Here is a 26022-nt window from a genome sequence, read left to right on the forward strand (position 1 = left end):
GCACGCTGCGCCACTTGGCCAAACCCCTTGCAGGCCGATCCCTGCCCCCGCTAGTCTGCGCGCAATTCCAATGACCAAGAGACATCCCATGCAAACCCCTTTCCGCGCTTCCCCGAAAACCGTACTGCCCGAATGGATCGACTTTAACGGCCATCTGAACATGGCCTATTACAGCGTACTGTTTGATACCTCGGTGGATGAAGCCTATGAACAAATCGGCTTTGGACCGGATTACGCACGCGATCACCGGCACACGACCTACGTGGCGGAGTTTCACATTTGCTATGTTCGCGAATTGCACGAAGGGGACAACGTGTATGTGACCACCCAGCTGGTTGATTATGACGAGAAACGCTTTCACACCTATCAGGAACTCTACCACGCGGACGGCTGGCTTGCCGCCACCGCCGAAGCATTGACCCTGCACGTGGACATGTCCGGACCCCGCGTCGCCCCAATGCCCGCGAATATCCAGACCCGCATGGCCGAGATCCTGAAAGCCCACAACACACTTGGCACGCCGGAACGGCTGAACCGCTCTATCGGGATCAAACGCAAGTAGGCACGCTTTAGCCAACCAAAGATCGGCGCACAGGAAGGCACTTGCCCTGTGCGCGCCAATCGGGCAAAACCCAAGTCGCTACGACGAAGGATGCCAGCACATGCAACGCTACGAATACAAAGCCGTTCCCGCCCCGAACCGCCCCAAAAAGGTTAAGGGTGTCAAAACAACGGCCGGCCGTTTTGCGGCAGTTCTGACCGATACAATCAATGATCTGGCGAAAGAGGGCTGGGAATATCTGCGCTCTGACAGCATGCCTGTAGAAGAAAAACCGGGCCTGCTAAAATCCCGTGTCGAAACCTATCAGACCATTCTGGTATTCCGTCGTGCACTGGTCACTGAAACCGCACAGGTTGCAGCTGTTGTTCCTGCCGCGCCGGCAGATGACACGGACGCGGAAGTGGCCGCGCCTCCGGCTTCTGTCACGCCGCCAGCCCCTGTTGCACAGGACAGCGCAGATGATCGTGCGCCGGCAAAACCCAAAGCACAGGAAGACGAACCGCGTCTGTCCAAAGGCTGGGGAGAGGGCCGCGAGGACCGGCACCCCAAAGATCCCCCGATACGGGGTAAAAAGGACGACAGCCCTTTCGCCGAACCGTCAGATAAAGACAAAGAGATCGACAGCTAGCCGATCTCTCCCTCGGGTTTTCCTATTCCGATGCCGGAGCCGGTGCACTGACGTCAAGGGCCAGCGCATGCACCCGCTCTTCCAGCTCGGCCTTGACGCAGGCCATCACAGCGCGCTGGCGGGCGACGCGGCTCATCCCTGCGAGCCGCTCGGAGCGCATCACTATACGAAAATGTGTCTCTCCCCCTTCACGGTAGCCACCATGGCCGCGGTGCTGCTCGCTTTCGTCAATAATCTCAAGAAGTTGCGGCGCAAACTCTGCCTGCAACTTTTCTTCCATCCGCTGTTTCATCACCATCTTTTTCCCCCAAAACCTAAAATGCCTCTTGGCGCTCTGCCACAATAGGCTAAAGTCCCCTGTCCGAGTCGAGAGCTCTTTACGCAGTTTGTGTAAATTATGCCAGCACGAGGATCCGGACCAGCGGTCGCCCGAAGATTTCGGGCCGGACAGGAACGCATTGCTAAAGGAAGACACACATGGCCGAACGTTCGCCGTTTAACTTTGATATCTCCGTCTCTGCAGACAAAAAACGCCGCGCCAAGGGGCGGCGGGGCATGTCCGGCGCGTTTGAGACCTCCTCGCGCCAGTGCGAACACGCCGGTTGCAGTGAACCGGGCAAGTACCGCGCCCCCAAACACCCCGACAATCTGGAAGAATTCTATTGGTTCTGCCTGACCCACATTCGCGAATTCAATTCGAAATGGAACTTCTTTGAGAACCACTCCGAAGAAGAAATGGACAAGCAGTTCGCTGCGGATCGTGTTTGGGAACGGGATACCAAACCTTTTGGCAAGAAAGGTGAAACAGCGCGCCCGACTGTAGAGCAAAAGGCATGGGCCCGCCTTGGCATTGAAGATCCCCACGAGGTTCTCGGCCAGAATGCCACCCGCAATCCGGGCAAGGCAGATCCTGCCGCAGGCACCCGCCGCCTGCCCCCTGCCGAGCGTAAGGCCGTGGACATTCTTGAGGCACGGGACAACTGGACCAAGGCAGAACTGCGCAAACAGTATAAAAAGCTGATCAAGGAACTGCACCCCGATCTGAACGGCGGCAACCGCGCCGACGAAGACCGCCTGCAACAGGTGGTCTGGGCTTGGGACCAGATCAAGGTCAGCAAGGTCTTCAAATAAGCCCTGCGCCGCGCCCGCAGTGGCGCGGCATCTGGCTCTTTTTGGTCAAATTATCCTCGGGGGAATGCCGGCAAGCATGGGGGCAGACAGCCCCCGCACCCGGTTTCAGATAATCTCGTCTTCATCAAACAGCGGGTCCAGCTCCAACTGCTGGGCCAACCCTTCAACGGTATCTTCCGTTTCTTGCGTAGAACTGACGCTGGCGATGTGAAAAATCGCGTCCCCCTCGTTCACCACCGGCAAAACGGCCCGCCCGATAATCACACCGCTCATCGGGGCGCCCAGCTCTGCCTCTGCCTCCCCGAACGGGTCGGAAACCATGGCAAGGGTTTCCCCTTTCTCCACCACATCCCCTTCGCGTTTGAAGATGCGGATCAACCCGCCGGCAGGTGCACGCACCCAGCGGCTGCCCGAACAGAAAACCGGCTTCTCTTTCGGTTTGGCGATGCCTTTTGCAGGCACCATATTAAGATGGCGCAAGACCCGCAGGATACCGGCGACACCGGCCCGCACGGCCATTTCGTCAAAGCGCAGCCCTTCCCCGGCTTCATAGAGCAGCACCTCAACGCCTTTCTCCTGTGCAGCCTGCCGCAAGCTCCCCTCGCGCAGGCCGGAGGTCAGGATCACTGGAGGACCGAAGACCTCTGCCAGCTCCATCAGCCGCTTTGATCCTTTGGAAACGCGGATTTGAGGCAGGTTGGTGCGATGGATTGCAGCGGAATGCAGATCAATCCCGAAATCACAGCGCGAGACCAGATCTTCCAGAAAAATATTCGCCAGCCGCGAGGCCAGTGACCCCTTGCTGGTTCCCGGAAACGAGCGGTTGAGATCCCGCCGGTCCGGCAAATACCGGGAGTGCATTAGAAATCCGTAGGTGTTCACAATCGGCACAACGATCAGCGTACCCCGAAGGCGGTTCAATCCTTCAAACTGCAACAGGCGGCGCAGGATTTCCACGCCGATCACCTCATCCCCGTGGACGCCTGCGCTGGCAAAAACCGTCGGACCGTCCTTGGCACCGTGGATCACATGAGCGGAAAGAGACACCGGAGTGTGGTCTGCCAGAACGCTGACCGGAAGGTCGACAGTTTGACGGCTCCCCGCCTTGACCGAAACGCCGCCAAGTTCGAATTCCGCCCGTTTTTTCTGTGTCATTCTGTTCTTGCGTCCTTGCTCCAGATCACCCGAGAGAGCGCCAGATCCACCTTTAACCGTGCATTGACTTCGTCGACGCCGTGGGTCTGCACCAGTGTCGGCTCATCGCTTAGCAACGACACTCCGATACCGGCCCGTTTGCCCACTAACCAGCCGAACCAATGCAACAGGGTCGGGAATATGTCAAACATTGCTGCGTGTGTGTCGATCACGCGGGGCGTTTCCGGCCCGCCAAGAAGGATTGCAGTGTTTCGCCGCGGCCCCTTTTCCAGAAGGTGGTAAAGGTTATTATGGTGCGCCAGATGATCGCTCAGGATAACAATCCGTGTGTCTGTGCCTTCGGTCAGTTTACGCACGGTTTCTACGAATGCGCTGGTCAGCCTCGCGGTGCAATGGACTGCATCTATGATGTTGGGAGATTTAAACTTGTAAATGCCACCGGTACAGCTCTCTGACATAAGGGCGACAGGACCATGCGTGTCCATAGTTGCGACAGTGACGGCAAAGGGTCTTTTCGCATCCAGTGCCGCTGTGATCAGCTTCTCTGCTTTTGCAAAGGCATGTGCATCCCGCAAGCCCCAGTCATTTGCAAAGCTCTTGGCCACATCTGCTGTCATTTCGTATTCTATATTCCCCAGATCATAAATCTGGTGGGTTCCATGGGTGGTGAAGAAATTGTCAAAACCGTAAAATCCCATCTTGTTCCCGATTATTCGGGTCGTCGAAATATAGCTGACATCATACCCTTTGGCATGCAGGATATCGTCAAGACAGGTCAGGTTCGGGGCAATCAGTTTTACATCACCATAATCCCGCGCCGAAATCAGTCCGTTGGGCAGAACTGGGACACCACAGCGGCTGGCCACTGTTCCCGCAAGGCTCCAGGCTGTGCCGTGCAACTGATCAACGCCGGTTAAACTGACCCCTTCAAGCGCCAGCGCCGCCAGCGGCGCATAGGCTTCGGCTAACGCTGGCGGCAAGGCACCGTAGCTGCGCTCCAGCCCCTCCAGATAGATGACTACAAGGTTGGGGGTGTGCGCATCCTTTTTCAGTTCGGGATGTTTGAAATCCGAGACAAAGGACGGGCGTTCTCTGTATGTATCGGCCAGCGAATGGGTCGCCAGATCCCAAACCACAGGATTAACCGCCAGCAACATCAACGCAATCGCAGAGGTGCTGAGAGGCACCCGTTCCAGCCAGTATTGCGCACGAAACAGACTGGCCAGGAACACCAGCCAATAAACCAGTACGGTGAACCCGTAAGGGACAAAATTCGCCATGGGTGTTCCGTCCATCCCGAAAACGAGATGGAACACAAAAGCCGCCATATCCATTTTTCCAAAGACCAGCACAACAAAAGTCGCAGGGATCAATGCAACTACAGGAAGCAGGATAACCAGCAATCGCCCCCAGCGTTTGCGCCGGCGGGCTTCATCCGCCTCGCAAGGCGGAGCCACCAGCAGGCTAAGCGCAAAAATAACCAGCAGCGCGAATGCATAACGATAATCGGATACATTCGCGTCGAAAATGGCCCGCAACACCAGAAACAGCGTTAATATCGCCGGAAGAACCACGACCAGAAACTTTGCAAACATCAGCATTTTCTGAAGCATTTAAACGGCCTCGATCAAAACGGTTTTTACAAAAAATTTACATTTACTTTACAATCCACCGCTACCAAGAAAAGCGTTTCCAGCGACCCTGTAACGACTGTTCCCGCCGTGCTCCCTGCGGCCAGCCCGGTTTCCTACGCTATGTCAGGCGGGTTTGAGCTGGTCAAAATACCCCGCCCCCCTTGCGCCCTGTTTGAATATATTCCACTAAGCAGGGACCACCCATTCTTTGGGTTCTTCTTTCGATGACGCAGGACAATATACATGGCCGATAATTTTCTGGATAAGAACGCTAAACCAACCGAGGAAATTTCTGTACGGGAGGTTTTCGGGCTCGACAGCGATATGACCGTCAAAGGTTTTGCCGAGCGCACAGACCGCGTTCCAGAAACGGACAGCACCTATAAATTCGACCCCGACACCACGCTCGCTATTCTGGCAGGGTTCCAGTACAACCGCCGCGTCATGATCCAAGGCTATCACGGCACCGGCAAGTCAACCCACATTGAACAGGTTGCTGCCCGTCTGAACTGGCCTTCCGTGCGTGTAAACCTCGACAGCCACATTTCCCGTATCGACCTGATCGGTAAGGATGCGATCAAACTGAAAGACGGCAAACAGGTTACGGAATTCCACGAAGGCATCCTGCCTTGGGCTCTGCGCAATCCTGTTGCCATCGTCTTTGACGAATACGATGCGGGCCGTGCGGATGTTATGTTTGTGATCCAGCGTGTTCTGGAAACAGACGGTAAGCTGACCTTGCTGGACCAGAATGAAATCATCACCCCGAACCCTGCCTTCCGCCTGTTTGCAACGGCGAACACTGTTGGTCTTGGGGATACCACCGGACTTTATCACGGCACCCAGCAGATCAACCAGGGCCAGATGGACCGCTGGTCTCTGGTGGCAACGCTGAACTACCTGTCCCATGACGCGGAAGCGGCTATTGTTCTGTCCAAGAACCCGCACTGGAACACGGAAAAAGGCCGCAAGGACATCGCGCAGATGGTGACTGTTGCCGACCTGTCGCGTACTGCGTTCATGAACGGCGATATTTCCACAGTTATGTCGCCGCGTACCGTGATTGCGTGGGCTGAAAACGCTCGCATTTTCAAAGACATCGGCTTTGCCTTCCGCCTGACCTTCCTGAACAAATGTGACGAACTGGAGCGCCAGACCGTGGCCGAGTTCTACCAGCGCTGTTTCGACGAGGAACTGCCGGAAAGTGCTGCAAGCGTCAGCTTGGGGTAAACACCGCTTCGGGCCGTACCGGTGCAGCCGCGCCGGTTCGGTCTGTCAGCGACGGAGTATCATCACGAGGGCATTTCACGAGGTTCAAAGTGACAGTTAAAAACCGGATCAGCAGCGTTTCCCAATGCATATAGGTCTTATCGGAGGCATCGGCGTTGCCGCGACGGTTGTATACTACCAGCGTCTTGCTGCTGCGGTTGGCAGGACCGGTAAACAGATGGATCTGACCATTGAACACGCCGATGTTCACCAGTTGATAAAAACCAACCTTGCTGATGACCGCGATACACAGGCCCGTACTTATGCGAAGCATATCAAACGGCTGAAAGCAGCCGGTTGTGATTGCGTGGCCATTACATCCCTTGGCGGTCATTTCTGCTTTGAAGAAACTGTCGCGCTCTCCGAATTGCCGCTTGTTTCGGCCGTAAAGCCGCTTGATGCCCATTTTGCGGCGCAAGGTTTCCGGACGGTCGGGCTTCTTGGCACACGCGTTGTGATGAAAACAGGGCTCTACGGGCAGCTTGTTGAAACACGGGCTGTAGAACTGATCGAAGAAAACGACTTTCTGGGCCAGACCTATCAGGACATGGCCGTATCAGGTCATTGCACCCCCGAGCAGCGCAGCATTTTTATGGATGCCGCGACACGGCTGGTCAAAACAGCAGGTGCGGATGCGATTGTGCTGGCGGGAACCGACCTCAACCTTGCCTTCGACGGCCAAACAACCGATTATCCGGTGATAGACGCCCTTGACGTCCACGTTGACGTTCTCGCGCGCCTTGCAACTGGACAGATCAGCCTCCAAGAGGCTGGAGCGGAGTAAATATGAACAAACCAAACGACAATCCCGCTGATCCGTTCAAAAAGGCGTTGGCGGAGGCGACCAAGGCGATGGCGAACGAGCCGGAGCTGAATGTCACCTATACGGTTGATCCTCCGGGACAATCAAATGATGCCATGCGTTTGCCGCAGGTCACGCGGAGGATGACGCGGGACGAGGTTCTGCTGGCGCGGGGCACGGCGGATGCCTACGCCATGCGCCACCGGTTTCACAACGAAGCGACCCACAACCGCTATGCGCCGCAGGGTGAAATGGCGCGGTCTTTGTACGAAGCAATGGAAACTGCACGTTGTGAAGCGATGGGCGCCCGCGCTATGCCCGGCACAGCCAGCAACATTGACGCCAAGATCAGCAACGAAGCCGCCAAGATGGGATTCGCCCAGATACAGGACGCCGCCGGTGCGCCGCTGGCTACGGCTGCGGGCTATCTGGTACGCCATCTGGCAACGGGGCGCGATCTGCCCCCTGCTGCGGCCCATGTGATGGAACTCTGGCGAGGGTTTATTGAATCACAGGCTGCCGACACGCTCGGCAATCTGGATGATGTGCTGGACGATCAGGTAGCCTTTTCCAAATTCGCCCGCCAGATGATTGATGATCTGGGTTACGGCGAACAATTGGGCGATGATCCTGACGAGGAAAACCCCGATCGTCAGGAAGAAGCCGAAGAGGACAATCAGGAAGACGAAAATCCTGATACCGACAGCGGCGACCAGTCTGACGAAGACGATGAGAGCGAAGCCTCGCAGGACCAGCAGGCCACGGACGAACAGCAACAGGCCCAGACCTCTATGGAGGAACGGGACGAGTTGGACGATGCCGAGGAAATGGAAGCACCGGACGGGCAACCCCCGCTGGACCCGCCACCCCCTGCCGCCCATTCCGATGCGGACCCGAACTATCGCGTCTACACGACCGAATTCGACGAAGAAGTTCTGGCCGAGGAACTGGCGGAACCGGCAGAACTGGAACGTCTGCGCGCCTATCTGGACCAGCAGCTTGATCCGCTGAAAGGTGCCGTTTCGCGGCTGGCCAACAAATTGCAGCGCCGCCTGCAAGCCCAGCAGAACCGCAGCTGGCAGTTCGATATGGAAGAAGGCATTCTGGATGCAGGACGTCTGGCGCGGGTGATTTCCAACCCGACCACGCCCCTGTCCTTCAAGGTGGAAAACGACACAGAGTTCAAGGACACCGTGGTTACGCTACTGCTGGACAATTCCGGTTCCATGCGCGGACGCCCGATTTCCATTGCCGCGATCTGTGCGGATGTTCTGGCACGCACGCTGGAACGCTGTCAGGTGAAATGCGAAATCCTCGGCTTTACCACGCGGGCGTGGAAGGGCGGGCAGAGCCGCGAAAACTGGCTTAAAGGCGGGCGTGAACAGACGCCGGGCCGTCTGAACGACCTGCGCCACATCATCTACAAAGGGGCCGATGCCCCGTGGCGGCGCGCACGGCCCAATCTGGGCCTGATGATGAAAGAAGGGCTGCTGAAGGAAAACATCGACGGCGAGGCGCTGGAATGGGCACACAAGCGGATGATCAACCGTCCCGAACAACGCCGTATCCTGATGGTGATTTCCGACGGTGCGCCAGTGGATGACAGCACCCTGTCGGTGAACTCTGCCAGCTATCTGGAGAAACACCTGCGCGATGTGATCGAGATGATCGAGAAGCGCAAACAGGTGGAACTGATCGCTATCGGGATCGGCCATGACGTGACCCGCTACTATGAACGGGCCGTGACCATCACCGATGCAGAACAGCTTGCCGGTGCCATTACGGAACAACTGGCCGGACTGTTCGATCCGACCGGAAATTCCGGTCCGAAAATGGTGCTGCGCCGCAGCGCCTGACTCAACTTGCCCTGCGGGGGCCACACGGCCCCTGCCCTCCTTGCGCATCCTGACACTTCAAAAGGCAAAGACACGTATGTTCCAAAGCTTTGAAGCCACCACAACACCGGAAGCCGGCGGACTACGGCTGGCCCGCCTGCGCGAAGTGCTAACGGACAGGGCGCTTGACGGGTTCATCATCCCCCGCGCTGATGCCCATCAGGGGGAGTATGTCGCCGAAGCCGATATGCGGCTGGCGTGGCTGACCGGCTTTACGGGGTCTGCCGGTTTTTGTGTTGCCTTGCAGGACCGCGCGGCTGTTTTCATCGACGGACGTTACCGTCTTGCGGTGCGGGAACAGGTGGATCTGGATCATTTCACGCCAGTGGACTGGCCAAAGACCAAGCTGGGCGACTGGCTGGTGGCCAACGCCCCCAAGGGCAGCGTTATCGGCTTTGACCCGTGGCTGCACACCAAAGGCGAGATCGACGCGGCCAAGGCGCGGCTGGAGGGCAGCGGCATCACCCTGCGCCCCTGTGACAATCTGGTGGACGTGATCTGGCAGGACCGCCCTGCCCCGCCTAAAGACCTGATGGTGCCCTACGATCTGGCGCTTTCAGGGGAAACGAGTGCAGACAAACGCGGCAGGATGGCCGAGAAACTGCGCCAGTCCGGTCACAAAGCGACTGTGCTGACGCAACCGGATTCTATCGCATGGCTGCTGAATACACGGGGCAGCGATCTGGGGCATACCCCTGTTGCGCTGGCCTTTGCCACGCTTGATGATACCGGCCACGCCGAACTGTTCATCGATCCAGCCAAAGTGGATGACCCCTTGCGCGCCCATCTTGGCAACGACGTGGCCATCGCGGACCCTGCCGAACTGGGGGCTGCAATCGACCGGCTGCAGGGTCCGGTTCTGGTGGATAAATCCACAGCGCCGGTCTGGCTGGATACACGCCTGCAAAAGGCCGGAACGCCGGTGGCCTATGGTGATGATCCGATCCTGCTGGCCAAAGCCTGCAAGAACGAAGTGGAACTCTCCGGCACCACAGAGGCCCATCTGCGCGATGGCGCTGCGATCTGTAATTTCCTGGCGTGGATCGACAGCCTTGGCCCAGCCCCCGACCTGACCGAAATTGACGTAGTGAAAAAGCTTGAGGCCTTCCGCGCTGAAACCGGAAAGCTGCGCCATATCAGTTTTGACACCATCTGCGGTACTGGTGCGAATGGTGCAATCATGCACTACCGCGTCACCGAACAGACCAACCGGCAGATCGAGCCGGACAACCTGCTGCTGGTGGACAGCGGGGCGCAATATCTTGACGGTACAACGGATATCACACGCACCCTTGCCATCGGGACACCGCCCCCCGAAGCAGTCCGCGCTTTTACGCTGGTCCTTAAAGGGATGATCACCCAGTCTATGGCCCGTTTCCCCAAAGGCGTCAGCGGACGGGACATCGACGCACTGGCGCGCAACGCGCTGTGGCAGGCGGGTCTGGATTTCGATCACGGCACCGGTCACGGCGTTGGCGTTTATCTGTCGGTGCATGAAGGCCCGCAGCGGATTTCCCGCGCGTCCGAAGTAGCCTTGCAGGAAGGTATGATCCTTTCGAACGAGCCCGGCTATTACAAGCCCGGCGCCTTTGGCATCCGTATCGAAAACCTGATCGTTGTGCAGACTGCCCCGCCACTGGACGGGGCCGATGATCGCGAGATGCTGAATTTCCGCACCCTGACCTTTGCACCGATCGACCGCAACATGATCGACGTAGAGCTGCTGACTGCTGCAGAACGCCAGTGGCTGAACGCCTATCACGCTGAAGTTCTGGAAAAGATGGCAGGACGCTGCGGCCCTGCGACAACGAACTGGCTGGCACAGGCCTGCGCGGCAGTATAACACTACGTTACAAAGCTATGGCAGATTGGCCCCATCAACGGCCACCTGACCGCCCCTTGTGACCTGCGCTATCTTGATGGCGCGCCTCGGGGACGGCGTGCTGTGGCGTAATAGACATACAAATGACTGTATCTGGGAGAGAATATATGGGGACGAAAACCGCAATCGAGATTGAAGCAGCACCTGGCAACTGGAGCATCCGCGCCCAAGGGGCTGTTATCGGGGATACCAGCCGCGCGCTTCTGCTGCGCGAAGACGGATATGATCCGGTGCTGTATATCCCGCGCGAAGACCTGCAAATGGTGTTTTTCGATAAATCCGACAAAACCACTCACTGCCCCCATAAGGGCGATGCAACCTATTACCATCTGGCAGGCAAGAACCGCCGCGACGAGAATGTGGCATGGTCGTACGAAGCCCCACTGGACGGCGTATCCGAAATTGCCGGATATCTGGCGTTTAACAAAGGCGCGGTCACCATCGATCTAGTGAGCTAAGCCTCCAGCGGCGTGGCTTTCAGGCGGAATCAGGCGTGGTGCTCGCGTACGGTTTCCGCCATAGCTTCGCTGTAGGCCCGCAAGGCATCCACCTGAAAGAGGGTGCCGAGAAGCGCCTCCACCTCTCCCTGATCATTGGTAGAGACGACAGGAAGAAACTGATGTGTTGCCCCGTCAAAAAGGGGCAGCGCCGCTTCCAGAGAACTGGTTTCATTGACATAAGCCCCTTCGGCGATGAGGCTCTCGCACAATTCTCGGCTGCCCATGCGCGGATGATCAAGCCCCCGCATCAGACCGGCCACCGGCAGGGTTGCCAGCAGATAGGCCTGCGGCCCCGCAGCAAGGCGGACACCGCGGCGCTCCAGCTGTTCCAGAAAGAAGGATCGCGCGACAAACTTGCCTGCGACAGAGGTTGAAAGGGCAACTGCCAGCATTACGGCCAGCCCGGTCTGCCAGTCCCCCGTCATTTCAAACACGATCAGCGTTGTGGAAATCGGCGCACCGAGCACGGCCGCGCCCACCGCCCCCATCCCTGCCAGCGCATAAAGCGACAAAGTCCCTGAAACCGTTGGGAAAACCGCTGTAGCAATCCAGCCGAAGGCCAGTCCGGTCAGCGCGCCCAGCATCAGCGCTGGCGAAAAGGCACCGCCCCCCATACGCCCTGCCATCGTCACGGCAACAGCGGCGACCTTGACCACAGCCAACCCGATCGCTCCCCAGAAGGTGATCTGTCCTGTCAGCGCCAGAGAGGTTGTCTCGTATCCAACGCCGATGATATTGGGCACCCAGATCGCCATCGCCCCCAGTAACAAACCCGCAATCGCCGGACGCAACCAGCCCGGAATGCGAAACCGTTGTTGCCAGTCATCACCCCAGTCTTCAGCCAGAAAGATGGATTTCATCATGATCACAGCGACTATTCCGCTGACGATCCCAAGAAGGACAAATGCCGGAAGCTCTACATAGAATTCCAGCTCGTGCGCTGGCAGGGTAAATTCCGTAATGTCACCAAAACCGAACCGGCTGATCAGGGCACCACACACCGATGCAAGCACAATCGGGCCGAAGGAATGCACCGCATAGTGGCGCAGAACCACCTCCATCGCAAAAATCGTACCGGCAATCGGCGCGTTGAAAGAGGCAGCGACAGCACTGGCCACAGCGCAGCCCAGCAAATCCCGAGCCGTTATCCCGTTGGCCTTTATCAGACGTGACACTTTGGACGAGATCACAGCCGCCAGATGCACCACCGGCCCTTCCCGCCCAGACGATCCGCCGGTGGACAGGGTAATAAAGGATGCAACTGCCGAGGCCAGACCTGCCTTGCCTTCAACCTTGCCATTGTTCAGCGCCGCGCCCTCTATCGCATGGGCCACCGTGCGCACACGGCCGTCCGGTGTATAGCGTTGCAGAATGATCCCTACGACCAGCCCGCCAATGACCGGCACCACCAGCACCCAGAACCACGGCAACTGGCTGGCCGCCGATGCAAGCTGGACATCGCTCTCGCCGTAAATCCACGTTTGCAGCGTCGAAATGCCGATACGAAACCCCAAAGTGGCCCAGCCCGCCGCGCAGCCGATCACCAGCGCCAGTCCCCAGAACATCAGCGATGTTACCCCGTCCTTGCGAAGCGAGGGCAGACCTTTACGATCCAACAGCCGCAGCTTTCTCTCTGGATGATTTCTGGACATGGGGCTTCTCCGAAGACTGACCCTGACAGGATTTTGCGCTTTCCACTTGGCCTACATGGATTTAGCTTGCGCTTCAATCAGGAGGAAGACGAATGACTGACAATAAAGCCGCCATTGAAGAACTGAAAACATTACTCGGAAAGCGGTTGTCCACCGCAGAAGCGATCCGGCACCAACACGGTGAAAACGAAAGCTATTTTGAAAACACACCGCCGGAAGCTGTGGCTTTCCCGAAAGACACGCAGGAAGTCTCGCAGATCATGAAAATCTGCTATAAACACGGCTGTCCGGTTGTGCCTTGGGGTGTTGGAACTTCGCTTGAAGGGCATGCACTGGCGGTGCGCGGCGGTGTGACTATCAATCTGGGTTCAATGGACAAACTGCTGCACGTTTCCCCCGAGGATCTTTACGCTGTGGTGCAGCCCGGCATCACGCGCGAAACCCTGAACACCGAACTGCGGGCCACCGGCCTGTTCTTTCCGGTGGATCCGGGTGCAAATGCCACCATCGGCGGGATGACCGCAACTTCGGCATCGGGCACAACCACCGTGCGTTATGGCAAGATGAAAGACAATGTCATGGCGCTTGAAGTGGTGTTGGCGGACGGGCGGATCATCCGGACCGGTTCCAAAGCCAAGAAAAGCAGCGCGGGATACGACCTGACACGGCTTTTCATCGGTTCTGAAGGAACGCTTGGAATTATCACGGAACTGACACTGAAGCTGCACGGACAACCGGAATCGGTGTCCGCCGCGGTCTGCGAATTCGAAGACACCGCAGGTGCAGTGAATGCCGTGATTATGGCAGTACAAATGGGCCTGCCCGTGGCGCGAATGGAATTCATTGACCCGCTGTCCATCCGTGCGATCAACGCTTATTCCAACATGACCATGCGCGAATGCCCCCATTTATTTATGGAGTTTCACGGCACCGAAACAAGCGTCGCCGAAGAAGTACAGCGCATGAAAGAAGTGGCTGAAGAGTTCGGCGGCGGCGGTTTCCAATGGGCGACCAAGGCCGAAGATCGCAACAAGCTCTGGCATGCGCGCCACAACGCATATTTTGCGTTGAAATCCCAGAACCCCGGAGCGCAGGGGCTTTCAACGGATGTCTGTGTGCCCATCTCCAAGCTGGCACAGGCGATAGAGGAAACCATTGCGGATGTGGAAGCCCACGGCTGGCAGGCGCCTATCGTAGGCCATGTGGGCGATGGCAACTACCACGTGTTGTTCCTGTTCGACCGCCAGAACGCCGAAGAATTTGCCCTTGCCAAAGAACTGACCCATCGCATGAACATGCGCGCTCTGGAACTTGGCGGCACGGTTACAGGAGAGCACGGGATCGGCATGGGCAAGATGAAATACCTCGACGACGAACACGGAGATGCGGTGGCCGTTATGGCCGATATCAAACGGGCCTTTGATCCGACAGGCATCATGAATCCGGGGAAAATCGTTTCGGCGAATTAAGCTGCGAGCGGACGGGGGCGCTGCCCCCGCTCCCCCGGGATATTTTACCGAAAATGGAATTGATCGCGCTTCATGCCGCGCGGTCAATCAGCCCTTCAACACCCGCGAACGCATCAGGCTGTAGCGGAAGGCATAAAAGCCGGTCGGGGTTTGTTGGCGGCGGGAAGGTCATGGTTGTGCTCTTTTCAAAGCCGAACCTGCGGTAATAGGGGGCATCCCCGACAAGGATCACCCGCTCCCAGCCGGAAGACGTTGCCCTTTCGAGACTGTCGCGGATCAAAAGCCCCCCAAGTCCTTCGCCCTGATAGGTAGGATGCACAGCCACAGGACCAAGCAGCAAAGAGGCGTGGCGGGCCTTACCAACCACCACAGGCCAGTAACGGATTGCACCGGCAACGACGTTGTAATCATCCCGCGCCACCAGACAAAGGCCTGACACCGGTTTGACCCCTTCACGCAAACGGTAGGAACTCAGCGCTTCACGTCCCGGCGCAAAACACAGGTCGTAAAGGTACTCGACCTCGTCCCGGTCGGTCTCTGTTTCAGGGGTCAGTTGAAACATCCTTGAAAGTCAAACCTTTGAGAGCAACAGAGCGTTGCGGGGAAAACTGCTGGCACCCGCGATAGCAGACCGCTACAAAAGGGGCAACGCAATTGAAAACCGGAAACCCTAATGTTTTACCGACCCGGCCATGACGACCACGGCCTGCCCCACAATCCCTATAAAGCGATTGTTTCTCCCCGACCCATTGGCTGGATTTCAACGCTCACCCGTGACGGAACTGCCAATCTCGCCCCTTATTCTTTCTTTAACGGCGTGGCAGATGATCCTCCGATGGTGATGTTCTCGACCACCGGTAAGAAAATCGGGCGGGACGAGGTGAAGGACAGTCTGACCAACATCCGCGAAACCGGCGAATTTTGCGTCTCTATCGTGTCCCACGATCTGAAAGACGCGATGAACCTGTCTTCGGGGCATTATGCGCCGGATGAGGATGAATTCACCATGGCCGGGCTGGAAAAAGGCACGTCCAACGTGGTGAAAGCGCCGTTTGTCGCTGCTGCCCCTGCGGCACTGGAATGTAAACTTTTCAAGGAAATCGAACTGCCCGGCGGCGCTGTTATGGTGCTTGGCGAGGTGGTGGGCATTCACATCCGCGAAGAGCACATTAAGGACGGCGTACTGGACGTAACCAGCTACCAGCCAATGGCACGGCTCGGCTATCGGGATTATTCCGCTGTGACGGATATTTTTTCTTTGAACCGACCCGGTCAAAAGTAGACCCGAGACAGCACACGAGAATCAGGGGAAGTGTAGATGGATACAGTGATCGGAATTATCGGCGGCAGCGGCGTTTATGATATTGAGGGATTGGAAAATCCGCAATGGATCCCTGTCGAAAGCCCGTTTGGAAAAGCGTCGGACGACCTGCTGCTTGGGCAGTTGAACGGGGTGAAGATGGTCTTTCTGCCCCGCCACGGGCGCGGCCATGTTCAGACGCCTTCCAGTATCAACTATCGTGCAAACATCGATGCCCTGAAGCGGGCGGGCGTCACGGATGTGATCTCTGTTTCAGCCTGCGGGTCATTTCGCGACGAAATGGCACCGGGTGATTTCGTGATTGTGGACCAGTTCATTGACCGCACCTACCTGCGGGAGAAATCCTTCTTCGGTCCGGGTTGCGTTGCCCATGTCTCGGTGGCCCATCCCACCTGCCCCCGTCTTGGCAAAGCCTGTTACGAGGCGGCACGCGCTGAAGGGATCGTTGTGCATGACGGCGGCACTTATCTGGCAATGGAGGGGCCGCAGTTCTCTACTCTGGCAGAATCCCGCATGTACCGGGAAAGCTGGGGCTGTGATGTTATCGGCATGACGAATATGCCCGAAGCCAAACTCGCCCGCGAGGCGGAGCTGTGCTATGCCTCTGTTGCCATGATCACCGATTATGACAGCTGGCATCCCGACCACGGCGAAGTGGATGTCACGCAGATTATTTCAACATTGATGGGCAATTCCTCCAAAGCCAAGGGTATGGTTGCCCGCCTGCCCGAACTGCTCGGCGCGACCCGCAAGGATTGCCCGCACGGTTGCGACAAGGCCTTGGAGTTCGCGGTTTTAACCGGACCGGCTGACCGCGACCCGGCCCTGGTGGCCAAACTCGATGCTGTTGCGGGGCGTGTACTGTGATCCTGTCACGTGTAGCGCTGGTTACGCGCGGTATGGTTCTGGCGCTGTTGCTGGCCGCCTGCGAGGATCGGGGTATGATTACAGTGGCCAAGAACACGCCACCGGACGCCGCGATTGAGAATATCTTTGTCGCCACTACCCGACAGCCTGCGGAGGGAAACCTCGTATTTTCCAGCTTGCGCACCTCGGTTTTGTCCTTCGCGCGTTTTGACATCTCCATTCCGCCGACCCATCAACCCGGGCGGATCGAATGGCCAGAGAAGCCGGAAAAGGGCGCGGACCCGTCAATTGATTTCGCCACGAGAGAGATTGTGCGCTACGCAACTGCGCGGGATTTCGGTTCTGCCTTGCGGGCAAATGCGCAAAAGGCCCGGCGCGAAGCGATTGTCTACGTGCACGGTTTCAATATTACTTTTGCCGAAGGCACCTACCGGCTTGCCCAGCTGTCCCACGACCTTAAAAGCACCAGCACGGCAGTCCATTATTCCTGGCCTGCGACGCAGAACACGCTGGAATATACCCGTGATCGGGATAGTGTTCTGTTTGCGCGGGACGGCTTTCAATCCCTGCTTGAGATCCTGGCGGCACAACCCTACGACCGAATCGTGATTGTAGCCCATTCCATCGGTTCCAATTTGGTGGTCGAAACCTTGCGCCAGATTTATTTACAGCGGAAAACGGATGTGACCCGCAAGCTGGCAGGCGTGGTTCTGATATCGCCTGATATTGATACCAATCTGTTTGAAATGCAGCTGAGCCGGATCAAACCGCTGCCCGAACCTTTCGTTATTTTCGGAGACGAAGCGGACCTTGCCCTGAAGGCCTCCGCCTTTCTGACCGGCCAGAGTAATCGGGTAGGACAACTGAAAGATACTGAAATTCTGCGGCGATACGGTGTGCAGTTCGTTAATGTGACCGATGTATCCGATTCCGAAGACAAGCTGAGCCATACAGTTGCCATCACATCTCCGACGGTGCTGTCGATCTTGCAGAAACTTTCCATGACAGGGCCGCTATCCTATCCAGAAGAAGGCGCTGTCTTGCAAACCCTGATTGATGCCGCAAACCTTTAGGATATGCGCCTTGAGAACAGGCATGAATGCGGGCTGGTCCCCGCAGTCTTGCCTGTGATACCCCGCCCCACAAAGACGACCCTGAAAGAGACACCCAATGACCCGCGACATTACAGATTTTATCCGTACCATCCCTGACTTCCCCCAAAAGGGCGTGATGTTCCGCGATGTGACCACCCTGTTTGGCAACTCCGAAGGCATGAAAATGGCGGTGGGACAGATCGTAGAGGCTTTCAAGGATACCGAAATCACCGCTGTAGCCGGTCTGGAAGCACGCGGATTTATCATCGGTGGTGCCGTGGCTGAACGGCTCGGCACAGGGTTTGTACCCTTGCGCAAGAAAGGCAAGTTACCCGGAAAAACCCTGTCGGAGGATTACACTCTGGAATATGGCACCGCGACGATTGAAGTGCATGATGATGCGCTGAAAGCAGGCGACAAGGTGCTGCTGATTGATGATCTGATCGCCACGGGCGGCACTGCTGCTGCGGGGATCAAACTGATCGAACGCTTGGGCGCGACAGTAGTACATGCTGCCTTTATCATTGATTTACCCGATCTGGGCGGAGCGCAGGTGGTCCGTGATCTTGGCGTGCCGGTCACAGCCCTTTGCGCCTATGAGGGGGAGTGATCCCCACAGCCGCTAAAAGCGGTTAAACATTGATCACCGCTCCGGGGTTCATGATCCCTAAAGGATCAAACACCTGTTTAATTCCGCGCATGACGGTCAGCTTCGCGGGATCACCATATCGTTGAAGATCGGCAGCTTTCAGGCGGCCGATCCCGTGCTCTGCCGAAATTGATCCGTCATAGGCGTGAACCAGATCGTGGATCACCCGCATGACATCCGGTTTCAGATGTACCCAATCTGCCTTTTTCTCTCCTTTCGGAGGGAAAACGTTGTAGTGCAGATTGCCATCGCCGAGATGCCCGAAACTGTTCAGACGAACGGGGCCGAACTGCTTGAGCGCCTCTTGCCCTTCCGCGATAAACGCTGGCAGCCTATCAATCGGTATCGAAATATCGTGGCTGGAAATGGCACCGATCCGTTTGTTGGCTTCGGGTATGGTTTCGCGTACCGTCCAGAAGGCATCCCGCTGCGCTGCAGATTGGGCCAGCACGACGTCTTCGACCAAACCGTCCTCAACCGCCTGTTCCAGCACAGCCATCAAACGGCTGTCCACACCACTACCGGCTCCGCCGCCGCATTCGGCCAGTACCATCCATTCGGAACGTTCTGCGAAGGGCAAGCGGATATCCGGCATGGTTTCTGACAAAAGATCAAAGCCGGTCCCGTGGACCAGTTCAAACGCGCTGACCAGCCCGTCAAGGGTGTCCTGCATCCGCGCCAGAAGTTGCGCGGCAGATTTCGGGTCGGGCACAACCGCAAAGCAGGTGGCCAGTTCCACAGGCTTGGCCACCAGTTTCAGCACCGCAGCCGTGATCACCCCGAGCGATCCTTCGGAACCGATCAGAAGGTTGCGCAGATCATAGCCGGTATTGTCTTTACGCAGTCGCTTCAGCCCGTGGTGGATTGTGCCGTCCGGCAGCACAGCTTCAATCCCGAGACAGAGCTCCCGCGTGTTTCCATAACGCAACACCTGCACCCCTCCTGCATTGGTGGCAAGATTTCCCCCGATGCGGCAGGACCCTTCAGAGGCAAGAGAGAGCGGAAACATCCGGCCTGCGTCTGCTGCGGCGGCCTGAACCTCGGCCAGTGTCATGCCCGCCTCGACCGTGATCGTGTTTCCCACCGGATCAATGTGGCGCAGGGCCTTCATGCGCTCCAGCGACAGGATCACCGGCGCGGCCCCTTCCCCGAGAACCTGTCCGCCGACCAATCCGGTCCCCCCGCCATAAGGCACCACTCCGACACGGGCGTCGTTGCACATCCGCAGCACCAGAGAGACTTCCTCAACGCTGCGCGGGCGGACCAGAATGCCGCTAACGCCCTGCATCATCCCGCGCGGTTCTTCAAGATAGGTTGGCGGCACAGGACCGGCCAGGCCGGCGGACTCTGCGTTCAGTTGATTCTGGAGGGTTTCAGTGGCGGGGTTCAGCATGTTCGGGCTCCTGTCTCGTCAAAGACCTAGCCAATGAATCAGGGGCTTACAAGCAGGGCTATTCGTATTCGGTAACGAAACGAGGCGGCACAATCATCACGGTCGGCCGGTTCGGCAATAAATCCTGACTGATGACAAAGCTGCTGTCAGGCAGAGTGACGATTTCAAAAGAATCCCGCATTCCGGCCACAAAGCGGTTGAGTGTGGACTGGCTGAACCAGTGCATCGGCAGTACCACCGAGGCCCGCAGCCGTTTCAGGAGTGTCACCATGGACGGCAGGTCCAGCGTCATGCTGCCATCAACAGCAGCCATTACAACGTCGAGCCGCCCGATACGGGCGAATTGTTCATCCGTGGGTATGTGATGAAGGTGACCCAAATGGCCGATGCACAGGCCCGCAACCTCGAAGATGAAAATGGAATTTCCGTCCGGTTCCTGCCCGGTGTAAGCGCTGCGAATATCCGTGGTCACGTTGCGGATCAGCATCTCGCCCAGTTCCAACTCGTGATCGGCAACACCGCCTTCTGGGTCCCAGCCCCGCAAGACGTGGGGGATCTGCGGATCCGGATGACTGGTGTAATGGCTGGAGTGACCCTTGTTCATCGTCACCACATCAGGGGCTTTTCCGGTTTGCCCGATGTAGCCGTTATAATCTGTAACCACCCGCAAACCGCCATAGGTATCAATCACATACATGGAATGATCGGCGTAACTGATTTGCACCTGATCAAAGGTTAGCGCCGCACGGTGGACGATCGGGCCGTTGTCAGCAAACGCAAGACAATGGCTCGGCGTGCGGGTCTGCGCCGCAGCGGTCTGGGCAAGAAAGACACTTATCAGGATCAGAAAACGCCGGATGGCTAAACTCCTTCAGGTGATTCTGTTGCCAGTTTAACGCGAAGTTCAAAGGCTTCGGGAAATTTTCTGTAACGTTTGAGTGAAGGCAGTTTGTCAACTGAGCAGCTGGCGGTTCACCAAAGACGCGAAAAGTTAACGAGGCTTGGACGCGAAAGATTACGTTTCAGGGAACAATCCTCATGCAACTCATTTAAACCAAATGCTAAAACGCATCATCATACTGCATATATGAAGCTTCTTATATGAAGCTTCATAAAGTTAACGAACAGCATTTTCAGGCCGGTTCAACCACCACTGTTAACCTTCGATGAGGCCGAGAACTGGAAACGCCAGAACGCGAAAGGGCTCTACCCTGCGTCGGTTTTCCCGCGCCGGTCGCTGCGCAGATTCGCATAGAGCACATGGGTCCGCCAACGCCCTGCAATTTGCAGATAGCTCTGTGCGACCCCTTCGTATTTGAAACCGGTTTTTTCCAGCAACCCGCGGGACGCCGCATTTTCCGGAAGTGTGGCCGCTTCGATCCGGCTGAGGTCCAACTGGTGAAATGCGTAATAGACCAACGCTTCGATCGCATCGGTCATATAGCCGGATCGGGCATAATCCGACCCGATCCAGTAACCAAGCGTACCCGCCATCGCAGGTCCGCGCCTGATATTATCCAGCGTGATCGCCCCCAAAAGCGCCTGATCGTCCCTGCGAATGATGAACAAAGGCAAGCCCTTGCCGGATTCATACGTCTTGCGGGCCCAGAACACGCGGTTGCTGAAGGCACGGCGGGAAAAATGGTCGGGGGACCAGACCGGCTCCCACGGTTTCAGAAAATCCTCACCATCCTGCCGCAAATGCACCCACGACAGATGGTCCCCCATCACAGGCATGCGCAGGGTCACATGCTCGGCTTCGATTATCACTTTAGGTCGGCGTTTGAACATGAAGTCCCCAGTGTATCGGCACAATAAACCCTGCGGTGTGGCGGGCGTCAAGAACGGCGCAGAAACAGCTGCACATCTGCGACATTAGTACCTGTGCCGCCCGTGACCAACAAATCGCCGGCAGCTTGTAAAGCGTGATAGCTGTCATTGCGCGCCAGCATGGCATGCGGATCAAGTCCAGCCGCTTCAATCCGCGCGATGGTGCCGCCGTCCACCAATCCGCCTGCAGCATCGGTCGGCCCGTCCCGCCCATCCGTGCCTCCGCTCAGAAACACCCAGTCGCCGCCCGTTTCGCGAGCGCCAAGCGCAACCCGCAGGGCCAGTTCCTGATTGCGCCCGCCAAGCCCGTCGCCCCTTAACCGAACGGTCGTTTCCCCGCCAAAGACCAGCACCTGCCCGACTTCGGACTTCTCCATCTCGGACAGAATAATCGCCGCTGCCTCCGACACATCCCCGCACAGAGCGTCCTCCACGATCTGCGCCTCGGGACAGTTCATCAGAACCGCTTCAAGACTGACGCGGTTGGACCCGATAATCCGGTTAACAGCCCCCCCTTCAGATGCCCGCGTCACCGGCTCTGCCTGTTCCAGATGCAGGCGCACGGCAGCGGGCATATCCTCCCAGACACCGGCATCCTGCAAAACCTGTCTTGCATCTGCACAACTGCCCACCGGCGATACAGTCGGGCCGCTGGCGACCACCCTCAAATCGTCTCCGATCACATCGGACAGGATCAGGCTGTGGACCTCTGCCGGGGCGGCCGCACGCAGCAGCCCGCCTCCTTTGATCCGGCTCAGACACTGACGCACGAGGTTCATGCGGTTAATATCCAGCCCGCTTCCCAGCAACACGGCCCCCGCCTGTTGCTTCTCTTCAAAAGAGATTGCCGCAACAGGCGCAATGGCGAGTGCGGAGCCGCCACCGGACACAAGTGCAAGAACCTGATCCCCTGCGCCAAGCCCCTCCACCGCTGACAGCAGCGCTTCACCGGCTATCGCACTCCCGTTGCCTGGAACCGGATGTTCACCGCAGATCACTCGCACACCGTCCAGTTCCCGTAAGTTTTCGCGGTTTGTCACAGCGATTGCTTTTGAGGGCACCGGCAGATGTTTCAGCGCTTCCTCCATCATTGCGCAAGCCGCTTTACCGACAGCAAGAACCACCAACTGTCCTTCGCATTCAGGCAGGGGATCACTGGCAAGGGCACGACGCACGGCACCTGCGGGATCCGCAGCCGCCACCGCCGCGTCAAATAATTCCACTGCGGTGCTTCGTAATTCCGGTCCAGTCATCGTGGCCAACTCCATTGGTTTTGCCTCACAATAAGGCACTGTAAAAATTGCGCAAACCCCATTTTAACCTCTTGATAACCCTCATGGTTCCGGCGCAAGGTGACGCCATGGCACATCAAGACTATATAGACCGACTGAACATGGAACTGGATCGCCGCAAGGACGATCTGATCGCGCTGACGCAGGACCTGATCCGGATTCCCACACTCAACCCCCCGGGCGAGAACTATCGCCTGATTTGCGAATATCTCCGCGACCGTCTGGCGCCGCGTTACTTTCAGTGTGAACTGATCCGCGCCCACGACACACCGGGAGATTGCGAAAAATATCCCCGATGGAACATTGTTGCCCGACGCGAAGGCGCGCGAAGTGGCGAATGTGTTCACTTTAACAGCCACACGGACATTGTGGAGTTGGGCCAGGACTGGACCCGCGATCCTTTCGGCGGGGAACTGGACGGCGACAAGATTTACGGGCGCGGTGCTTGCGATATGAAAGGCGGGCTTGCCGCTTCGATAATCGCAGCCGAGGCTTTCGTAGACACCTTCCCCGACTTTGCCGGCGCTGTTGAAATTTCAGGCACCGCAGATGAGGAAACAGGCGGTTTTGGCGGCGTCGCCTATCTGGCGGAAAAAGGCTATTTTGCACCGGCCCGTGTGCAGCATGTGATTATCCCCGAGCCGCTCGGGCTTGATTCCATCTGTCTTGGCCACCGCGGCGCGTGGTGGGCTGAAATCGAAACCAAGGGACGGATTGCCCACGGTTCCATGCCATTTCTGGGCGATTGTGCCGTGCGCCACATGGGTGCGGTGCTGAACGAAATGGAAACAGAACTTTACCCCGCACTGGCACAAAAACGTACCGATATGCCCGTAATCCCGAAAGGCGCGCGCCAGTCCACAATGAATATCAACTCTTTCCACGGCGGACAGAGCGAACCCGAAGAAGGCTTTACCGGCCTGCCAAGCCCTTGCGTGCCCGACAGCGCGCGCATGGTGATCGACCGCCGTTTCCTGATCGAGGAAAACATAGAGGACGTACAAAAAGAGATTACGGATGTTCTGGAGAAGGTGAAATCGGAACGGGAAGGCTTTGCCTACAGCATCCGCGAAATCCAGCGGATTATTCCGACAATGACTGCGAAAGACGCGCCGGTGGTCACTTCTGTGGCCAGTGCGATTCAGAACGTTTTGGGCAAACCGGCGGAATATGTGGTTTCACCCGGATCCTATGACCAGAAGCATATCGACCGGATCGGACAGTTGAAAAACTGTATCGCCTATGGTCCGGGAATTCTGGAACTGGCCCACCAGCCTGACGAATACGTCGAAGTATCCGCCATGATGGATAGCGCAAAGATCATGGGCCAGAGCCTGATCGACCTGCTGGTTGAAAAACCGGCCTGAGCCTGCAGCAGGGGAAAGTGCCGGTTTTTCCCTGCTGCTGACGCAACCCACTGGCGGCCGCTCTTGACCGCTTACGCCAATCCGCGTCAACTGAACCGGCAAATTTAAGCGCCACCCACAAATCAGGCGCCAATCAACGGAGAGACTTTTATGACCTTTTTCAAAGCTACAGTGACGGCCGGTGCTGTCCTGCTTGCGACAACCGCCTATGCAAAGACCGATCTTACCCTTGCCATGCAGTTGGAACCGCCCCACCTTGATCCGACATCCGCAGCCGCAGGTGCCATTGATAACGTTGTCTATTCCAATATCTTTGAAGGGCTGACACGCTTTGGTCCGGACGGGTCCGTAAATCCGGGACTAGCAGAATCATGGGACATTTCCGAAGACGGTCTGACCTACACCTTCCATTTGCGCGAGGGCGTGAAGTTCCACGACGGCACCGATTTTGAGGCCAGCGATGTAGTGTTCTCGCTTGACCGTGCCCGTGCCGAGGACAGTGCAAACGCCCAGAAAGCCTTGTTCGCCGGTATTTCTGCAGTGGAAGCGGTCGATCCGAAAACCGTCAAGATCACACTCGAAGCGCCAAACGGCTCTTTGCTGTTCAACCTCGCCTGGGGCGATGCAGTGATTGTAGCCCCCGAAAGCATTGAGGGTATCAAGCAAAACCCCGTTGGCACCGGCGCTTTCAAATTTGATAATTGGGTACAGGGTGACAAGATCGACCTCACCCGCAATGAAGCCTATTGGGGCACACCGGCGAAACTGGACAAGGCTACTTTCAAATTCATCTCCGACCCGACCGCGGGTTTTGCTGCGATGATGGCCGAAGACATTGACGTTTTCATCAGCTACCCTGCCCCCGAAAATATCCCCCAATTCGAAGCTGATCCCCGCTTTCAGGTGATCCTTGGCAATACCGAAGGGGAAACCATTCTGGGCACCAACAACAAGCAGGCACCGTTTGACAATGTCAAAGTGCGCAAGGCGCTTGCCCATGCGATCGACCGTCAGGCGATCATCGACGGTGCCATGTTCGGCCTCGGCACGCCGATCGGGTCCCATTTTGCACCGCACAATCCTGACTACGTGGATCTGACCGGCAACAGCCAGTATGATCCGGAGCTGGCCAAGCAACTGCTGGCCGAAGCAGGATTTGCCGACGGGTTCAAAACGACGCTGAAACTCCCTCCGCCCTCCTATGCCCGTCGCGGTGGTGAAATCATCGCAGCGCAACTCCGCGCAGTGGGGATCGAAGCCGAAATCAGCAATCTGGAATGGGCGCAATGGCTGGAACAGGTGTTCCGTGGCAAAGACTATGGTCTGACAATTGTCTCCCATACAGAACCGTTCGACATCGGTATCTATGCCCGCCCCGATTACTATTTCCAGTATGACAACGCGGATTTCCAAGCCCTGATCGAGGATCTGAACGTAGAAGCCGATCCGGACAAGCGGTCCGAAATGATCAAAAAAGCGCAGAACATGATCTCGGAAGATTATGTAAACGCCTATCTTTTCCAGTTGGCCATTCCGACCATTGCCAAAGCCGGAGTACAGGGACTGTGGAAAGACGCACCGACCCAAGCGGTTGATCTGACAGCTGTGGGTTGGGCTGAATAAGCGCGAC

Annotated in this window: 24 protein-coding genes; 15 read left to right on the forward strand and 9 right to left on the reverse strand. The window is 57.3% G+C overall.

Translation table 11 applies throughout. The annotated features are described in order from the left end of the window. Positions 1–88 precede the first annotated feature (88 nt). Together C0U40_RS08205 and C0U40_RS08210 are read left to right on the forward strand one after the other, a co-directional pair. Entirely contained in the window at positions 89–562 is a 474-nt protein-coding gene (locus tag C0U40_RS08205) for a thioesterase family protein (RefSeq protein ID WP_101655267.1), read from the forward strand. Positions 563–662: 100 nt separating this feature from the next. Next, a complete protein-coding gene (locus C0U40_RS08210) occupies positions 663–1190 on the forward strand; it encodes a DUF4177 domain-containing protein (RefSeq protein WP_180957656.1) in 528 nt (175 codons plus the stop codon). Between the two features lie 22 nt (positions 1191–1212). Here C0U40_RS08210 and C0U40_RS08215 read toward each other — a convergent pair whose 3' ends face one another. Next, positions 1213–1488: a BolA family protein gene (locus C0U40_RS08215; protein WP_101655268.1), complete on the reverse strand. Its 276-nt coding sequence runs from the start codon at positions 1486–1488 to the stop codon at positions 1213–1215. A gap of 179 nt (positions 1489–1667) precedes the next feature. On the opposite strand from C0U40_RS08215, the gene C0U40_RS08220 reads away from it, so the two are divergent. Further along, the gene (locus C0U40_RS08220; protein WP_101655269.1) at positions 1668–2321 is read left to right on the forward strand and encodes a J domain-containing protein; all 654 of its coding nucleotides are present in this window, start codon (positions 1668–1670) and stop codon (positions 2319–2321) included. A gap of 105 nt (positions 2322–2426) precedes the next feature. On the opposite strand, the gene C0U40_RS08225 is transcribed toward C0U40_RS08220, so the two are convergent. Beyond that, complete coding sequence (locus tag C0U40_RS08225) at positions 2427–3476, reverse strand: succinylglutamate desuccinylase/aspartoacylase family protein (protein WP_101655270.1); 1050 nt, start codon at positions 3474–3476, stop codon at positions 2427–2429. After that, positions 3473–5089, reverse strand: coding sequence for a sulfatase-like hydrolase/transferase (locus C0U40_RS08230; RefSeq protein ID WP_101655271.1), 1617 nt, complete (start codon positions 5087–5089; stop codon positions 3473–3475). The genes C0U40_RS08225 and C0U40_RS08230 overlap by 4 nt, the downstream gene beginning before the upstream one ends. 264 nt (positions 5090–5353) lie before the next feature. Here C0U40_RS08230 and cobS point away from each other — a divergent pair, with 264 nt between their 5' ends. From cobS to C0U40_RS08255, 5 genes are all read left to right on the forward strand, one after another. Then, a complete protein-coding gene (gene cobS / locus C0U40_RS08235) occupies positions 5354–6340 on the forward strand; it encodes a cobaltochelatase subunit CobS (RefSeq protein ID WP_101655272.1) in 987 nt (328 codons plus the stop codon). A gap of 124 nt (positions 6341–6464) precedes the next feature. Continuing rightward, the gene (locus C0U40_RS08240; protein ID WP_101655273.1) at positions 6465–7163 is read left to right on the forward strand and encodes an aspartate/glutamate racemase family protein; all 699 of its coding nucleotides are present in this window, start codon (positions 6465–6467) and stop codon (positions 7161–7163) included. Between the two features lie 2 nt (positions 7164–7165). Further along, complete coding sequence (cobT, locus tag C0U40_RS08245; protein WP_101655274.1) at positions 7166–9037, forward strand: cobaltochelatase subunit CobT; 1872 nt, start codon at positions 7166–7168, stop codon at positions 9035–9037. A gap of 76 nt (positions 9038–9113) precedes the next feature. After that, the gene (locus C0U40_RS08250) at positions 9114–10919 is read left to right on the forward strand and encodes an aminopeptidase P family protein (RefSeq protein ID WP_101655275.1); all 1806 of its coding nucleotides are present in this window, start codon (positions 9114–9116) and stop codon (positions 10917–10919) included. 146 nt (positions 10920–11065) lie between these two features. Beyond that, a complete protein-coding gene (locus tag C0U40_RS08255) occupies positions 11066–11416 on the forward strand; it encodes a DUF427 domain-containing protein (protein WP_101655276.1) in 351 nt (116 codons plus the stop codon). Between the two features lie 29 nt (positions 11417–11445). On the opposite strand, the gene C0U40_RS08260 is transcribed toward C0U40_RS08255, so the two are convergent. Further along, positions 11446–13110, reverse strand: coding sequence for a chloride channel protein (locus C0U40_RS08260; protein WP_101655277.1), 1665 nt, complete (start codon positions 13108–13110; stop codon positions 11446–11448). A 92-nt stretch (positions 13111–13202) separates the two neighbouring features. On the opposite strand from C0U40_RS08260, the gene C0U40_RS08265 reads away from it, so the two are divergent. Continuing rightward, positions 13203–14579, forward strand: a complete 1377-nt coding sequence (locus C0U40_RS08265; RefSeq protein WP_101655278.1) for an FAD-binding oxidoreductase — start codon at positions 13203–13205, stop codon at positions 14577–14579. 70 nt (positions 14580–14649) lie between these two features. Here the strand turns inward: C0U40_RS08265 and C0U40_RS08270 are convergent, their stop codons facing one another. Further along, positions 14650–15141 carry a GNAT family N-acetyltransferase gene (locus tag C0U40_RS08270; protein ID WP_101655279.1) on the reverse strand — a complete coding sequence of 164 codons (492 nt, stop codon included), beginning with the start codon at positions 15139–15141 and terminating at the stop codon, positions 14650–14652. 111 nt (positions 15142–15252) lie between these two features. Here C0U40_RS08270 and C0U40_RS08275 point away from each other — a divergent pair, with 111 nt between their 5' ends. From C0U40_RS08275 to C0U40_RS08290, 4 genes are all read left to right on the forward strand, one after another. Next, the gene (locus C0U40_RS08275; RefSeq protein WP_101655280.1) at positions 15253–15861 is read left to right on the forward strand and encodes a flavin reductase family protein; all 609 of its coding nucleotides are present in this window, start codon (positions 15253–15255) and stop codon (positions 15859–15861) included. Between the two features lie 36 nt (positions 15862–15897). After that, positions 15898–16767 carry an S-methyl-5'-thioadenosine phosphorylase gene (locus tag C0U40_RS08280; protein WP_101655281.1) on the forward strand — a complete coding sequence of 290 codons (870 nt, stop codon included), beginning with the start codon at positions 15898–15900 and terminating at the stop codon, positions 16765–16767. Then, on the forward strand, positions 16764–17840 hold the full coding sequence (locus C0U40_RS08285) for an alpha/beta hydrolase (RefSeq protein WP_101655282.1): 1077 nt from the start codon (positions 16764–16766) through the stop codon (positions 17838–17840). The genes C0U40_RS08280 and C0U40_RS08285 overlap by 4 nt, the downstream gene beginning before the upstream one ends. Positions 17841–17937: 97 nt before the next feature. Further along, positions 17938–18471, forward strand: a complete 534-nt coding sequence (locus C0U40_RS08290; RefSeq protein WP_101655283.1) for an adenine phosphoribosyltransferase — start codon at positions 17938–17940, stop codon at positions 18469–18471. A gap of 22 nt (positions 18472–18493) precedes the next feature. Here the strand turns inward: C0U40_RS08290 and C0U40_RS08295 are convergent, their stop codons facing one another. The 4 genes from C0U40_RS08295 to C0U40_RS08310 form a co-directional block, all read right to left on the reverse strand. After that, positions 18494–19903, reverse strand: coding sequence for an FAD-binding oxidoreductase (locus C0U40_RS08295; protein ID WP_101655284.1), 1410 nt, complete (start codon positions 19901–19903; stop codon positions 18494–18496). A gap of 58 nt (positions 19904–19961) precedes the next feature. Continuing rightward, positions 19962–20762 carry an MBL fold metallo-hydrolase gene (locus tag C0U40_RS08300; RefSeq protein ID WP_353616039.1) on the reverse strand — a complete coding sequence of 267 codons (801 nt, stop codon included), beginning with the start codon at positions 20760–20762 and terminating at the stop codon, positions 19962–19964. A 347-nt stretch (positions 20763–21109) separates the two neighbouring features. Continuing rightward, complete coding sequence (locus C0U40_RS08305) at positions 21110–21694, reverse strand: GNAT family N-acetyltransferase (protein ID WP_101655286.1); 585 nt, start codon at positions 21692–21694, stop codon at positions 21110–21112. 47 nt (positions 21695–21741) lie between these two features. Beyond that, positions 21742–22986: a glycerate kinase type-2 family protein gene (locus C0U40_RS08310; protein ID WP_101655436.1), complete on the reverse strand. Its 1245-nt coding sequence runs from the start codon at positions 22984–22986 to the stop codon at positions 21742–21744. A gap of 107 nt (positions 22987–23093) precedes the next feature. Here C0U40_RS08310 and C0U40_RS08315 point away from each other — a divergent pair, with 107 nt between their 5' ends. Next, on the forward strand, positions 23094–24392 hold the full coding sequence (locus C0U40_RS08315) for an acetylornithine deacetylase/succinyl-diaminopimelate desuccinylase family protein (RefSeq protein WP_101655287.1): 1299 nt from the start codon (positions 23094–23096) through the stop codon (positions 24390–24392). A 150-nt stretch (positions 24393–24542) separates the two neighbouring features. Further along, positions 24543–26015 carry an ABC transporter substrate-binding protein gene (locus C0U40_RS08320; RefSeq protein WP_101655288.1) on the forward strand — a complete coding sequence of 491 codons (1473 nt, stop codon included), beginning with the start codon at positions 24543–24545 and terminating at the stop codon, positions 26013–26015. The last annotated feature ends 7 nt before the right edge of the window (positions 26016–26022 follow it).

Source organism: Neptunicoccus cionae (assembly GCF_002860325.1).
GTDB classification, from domain to species: Bacteria; Pseudomonadota; Alphaproteobacteria; order Rhodobacterales; family Rhodobacteraceae; genus Amylibacter; species Amylibacter lutimaris.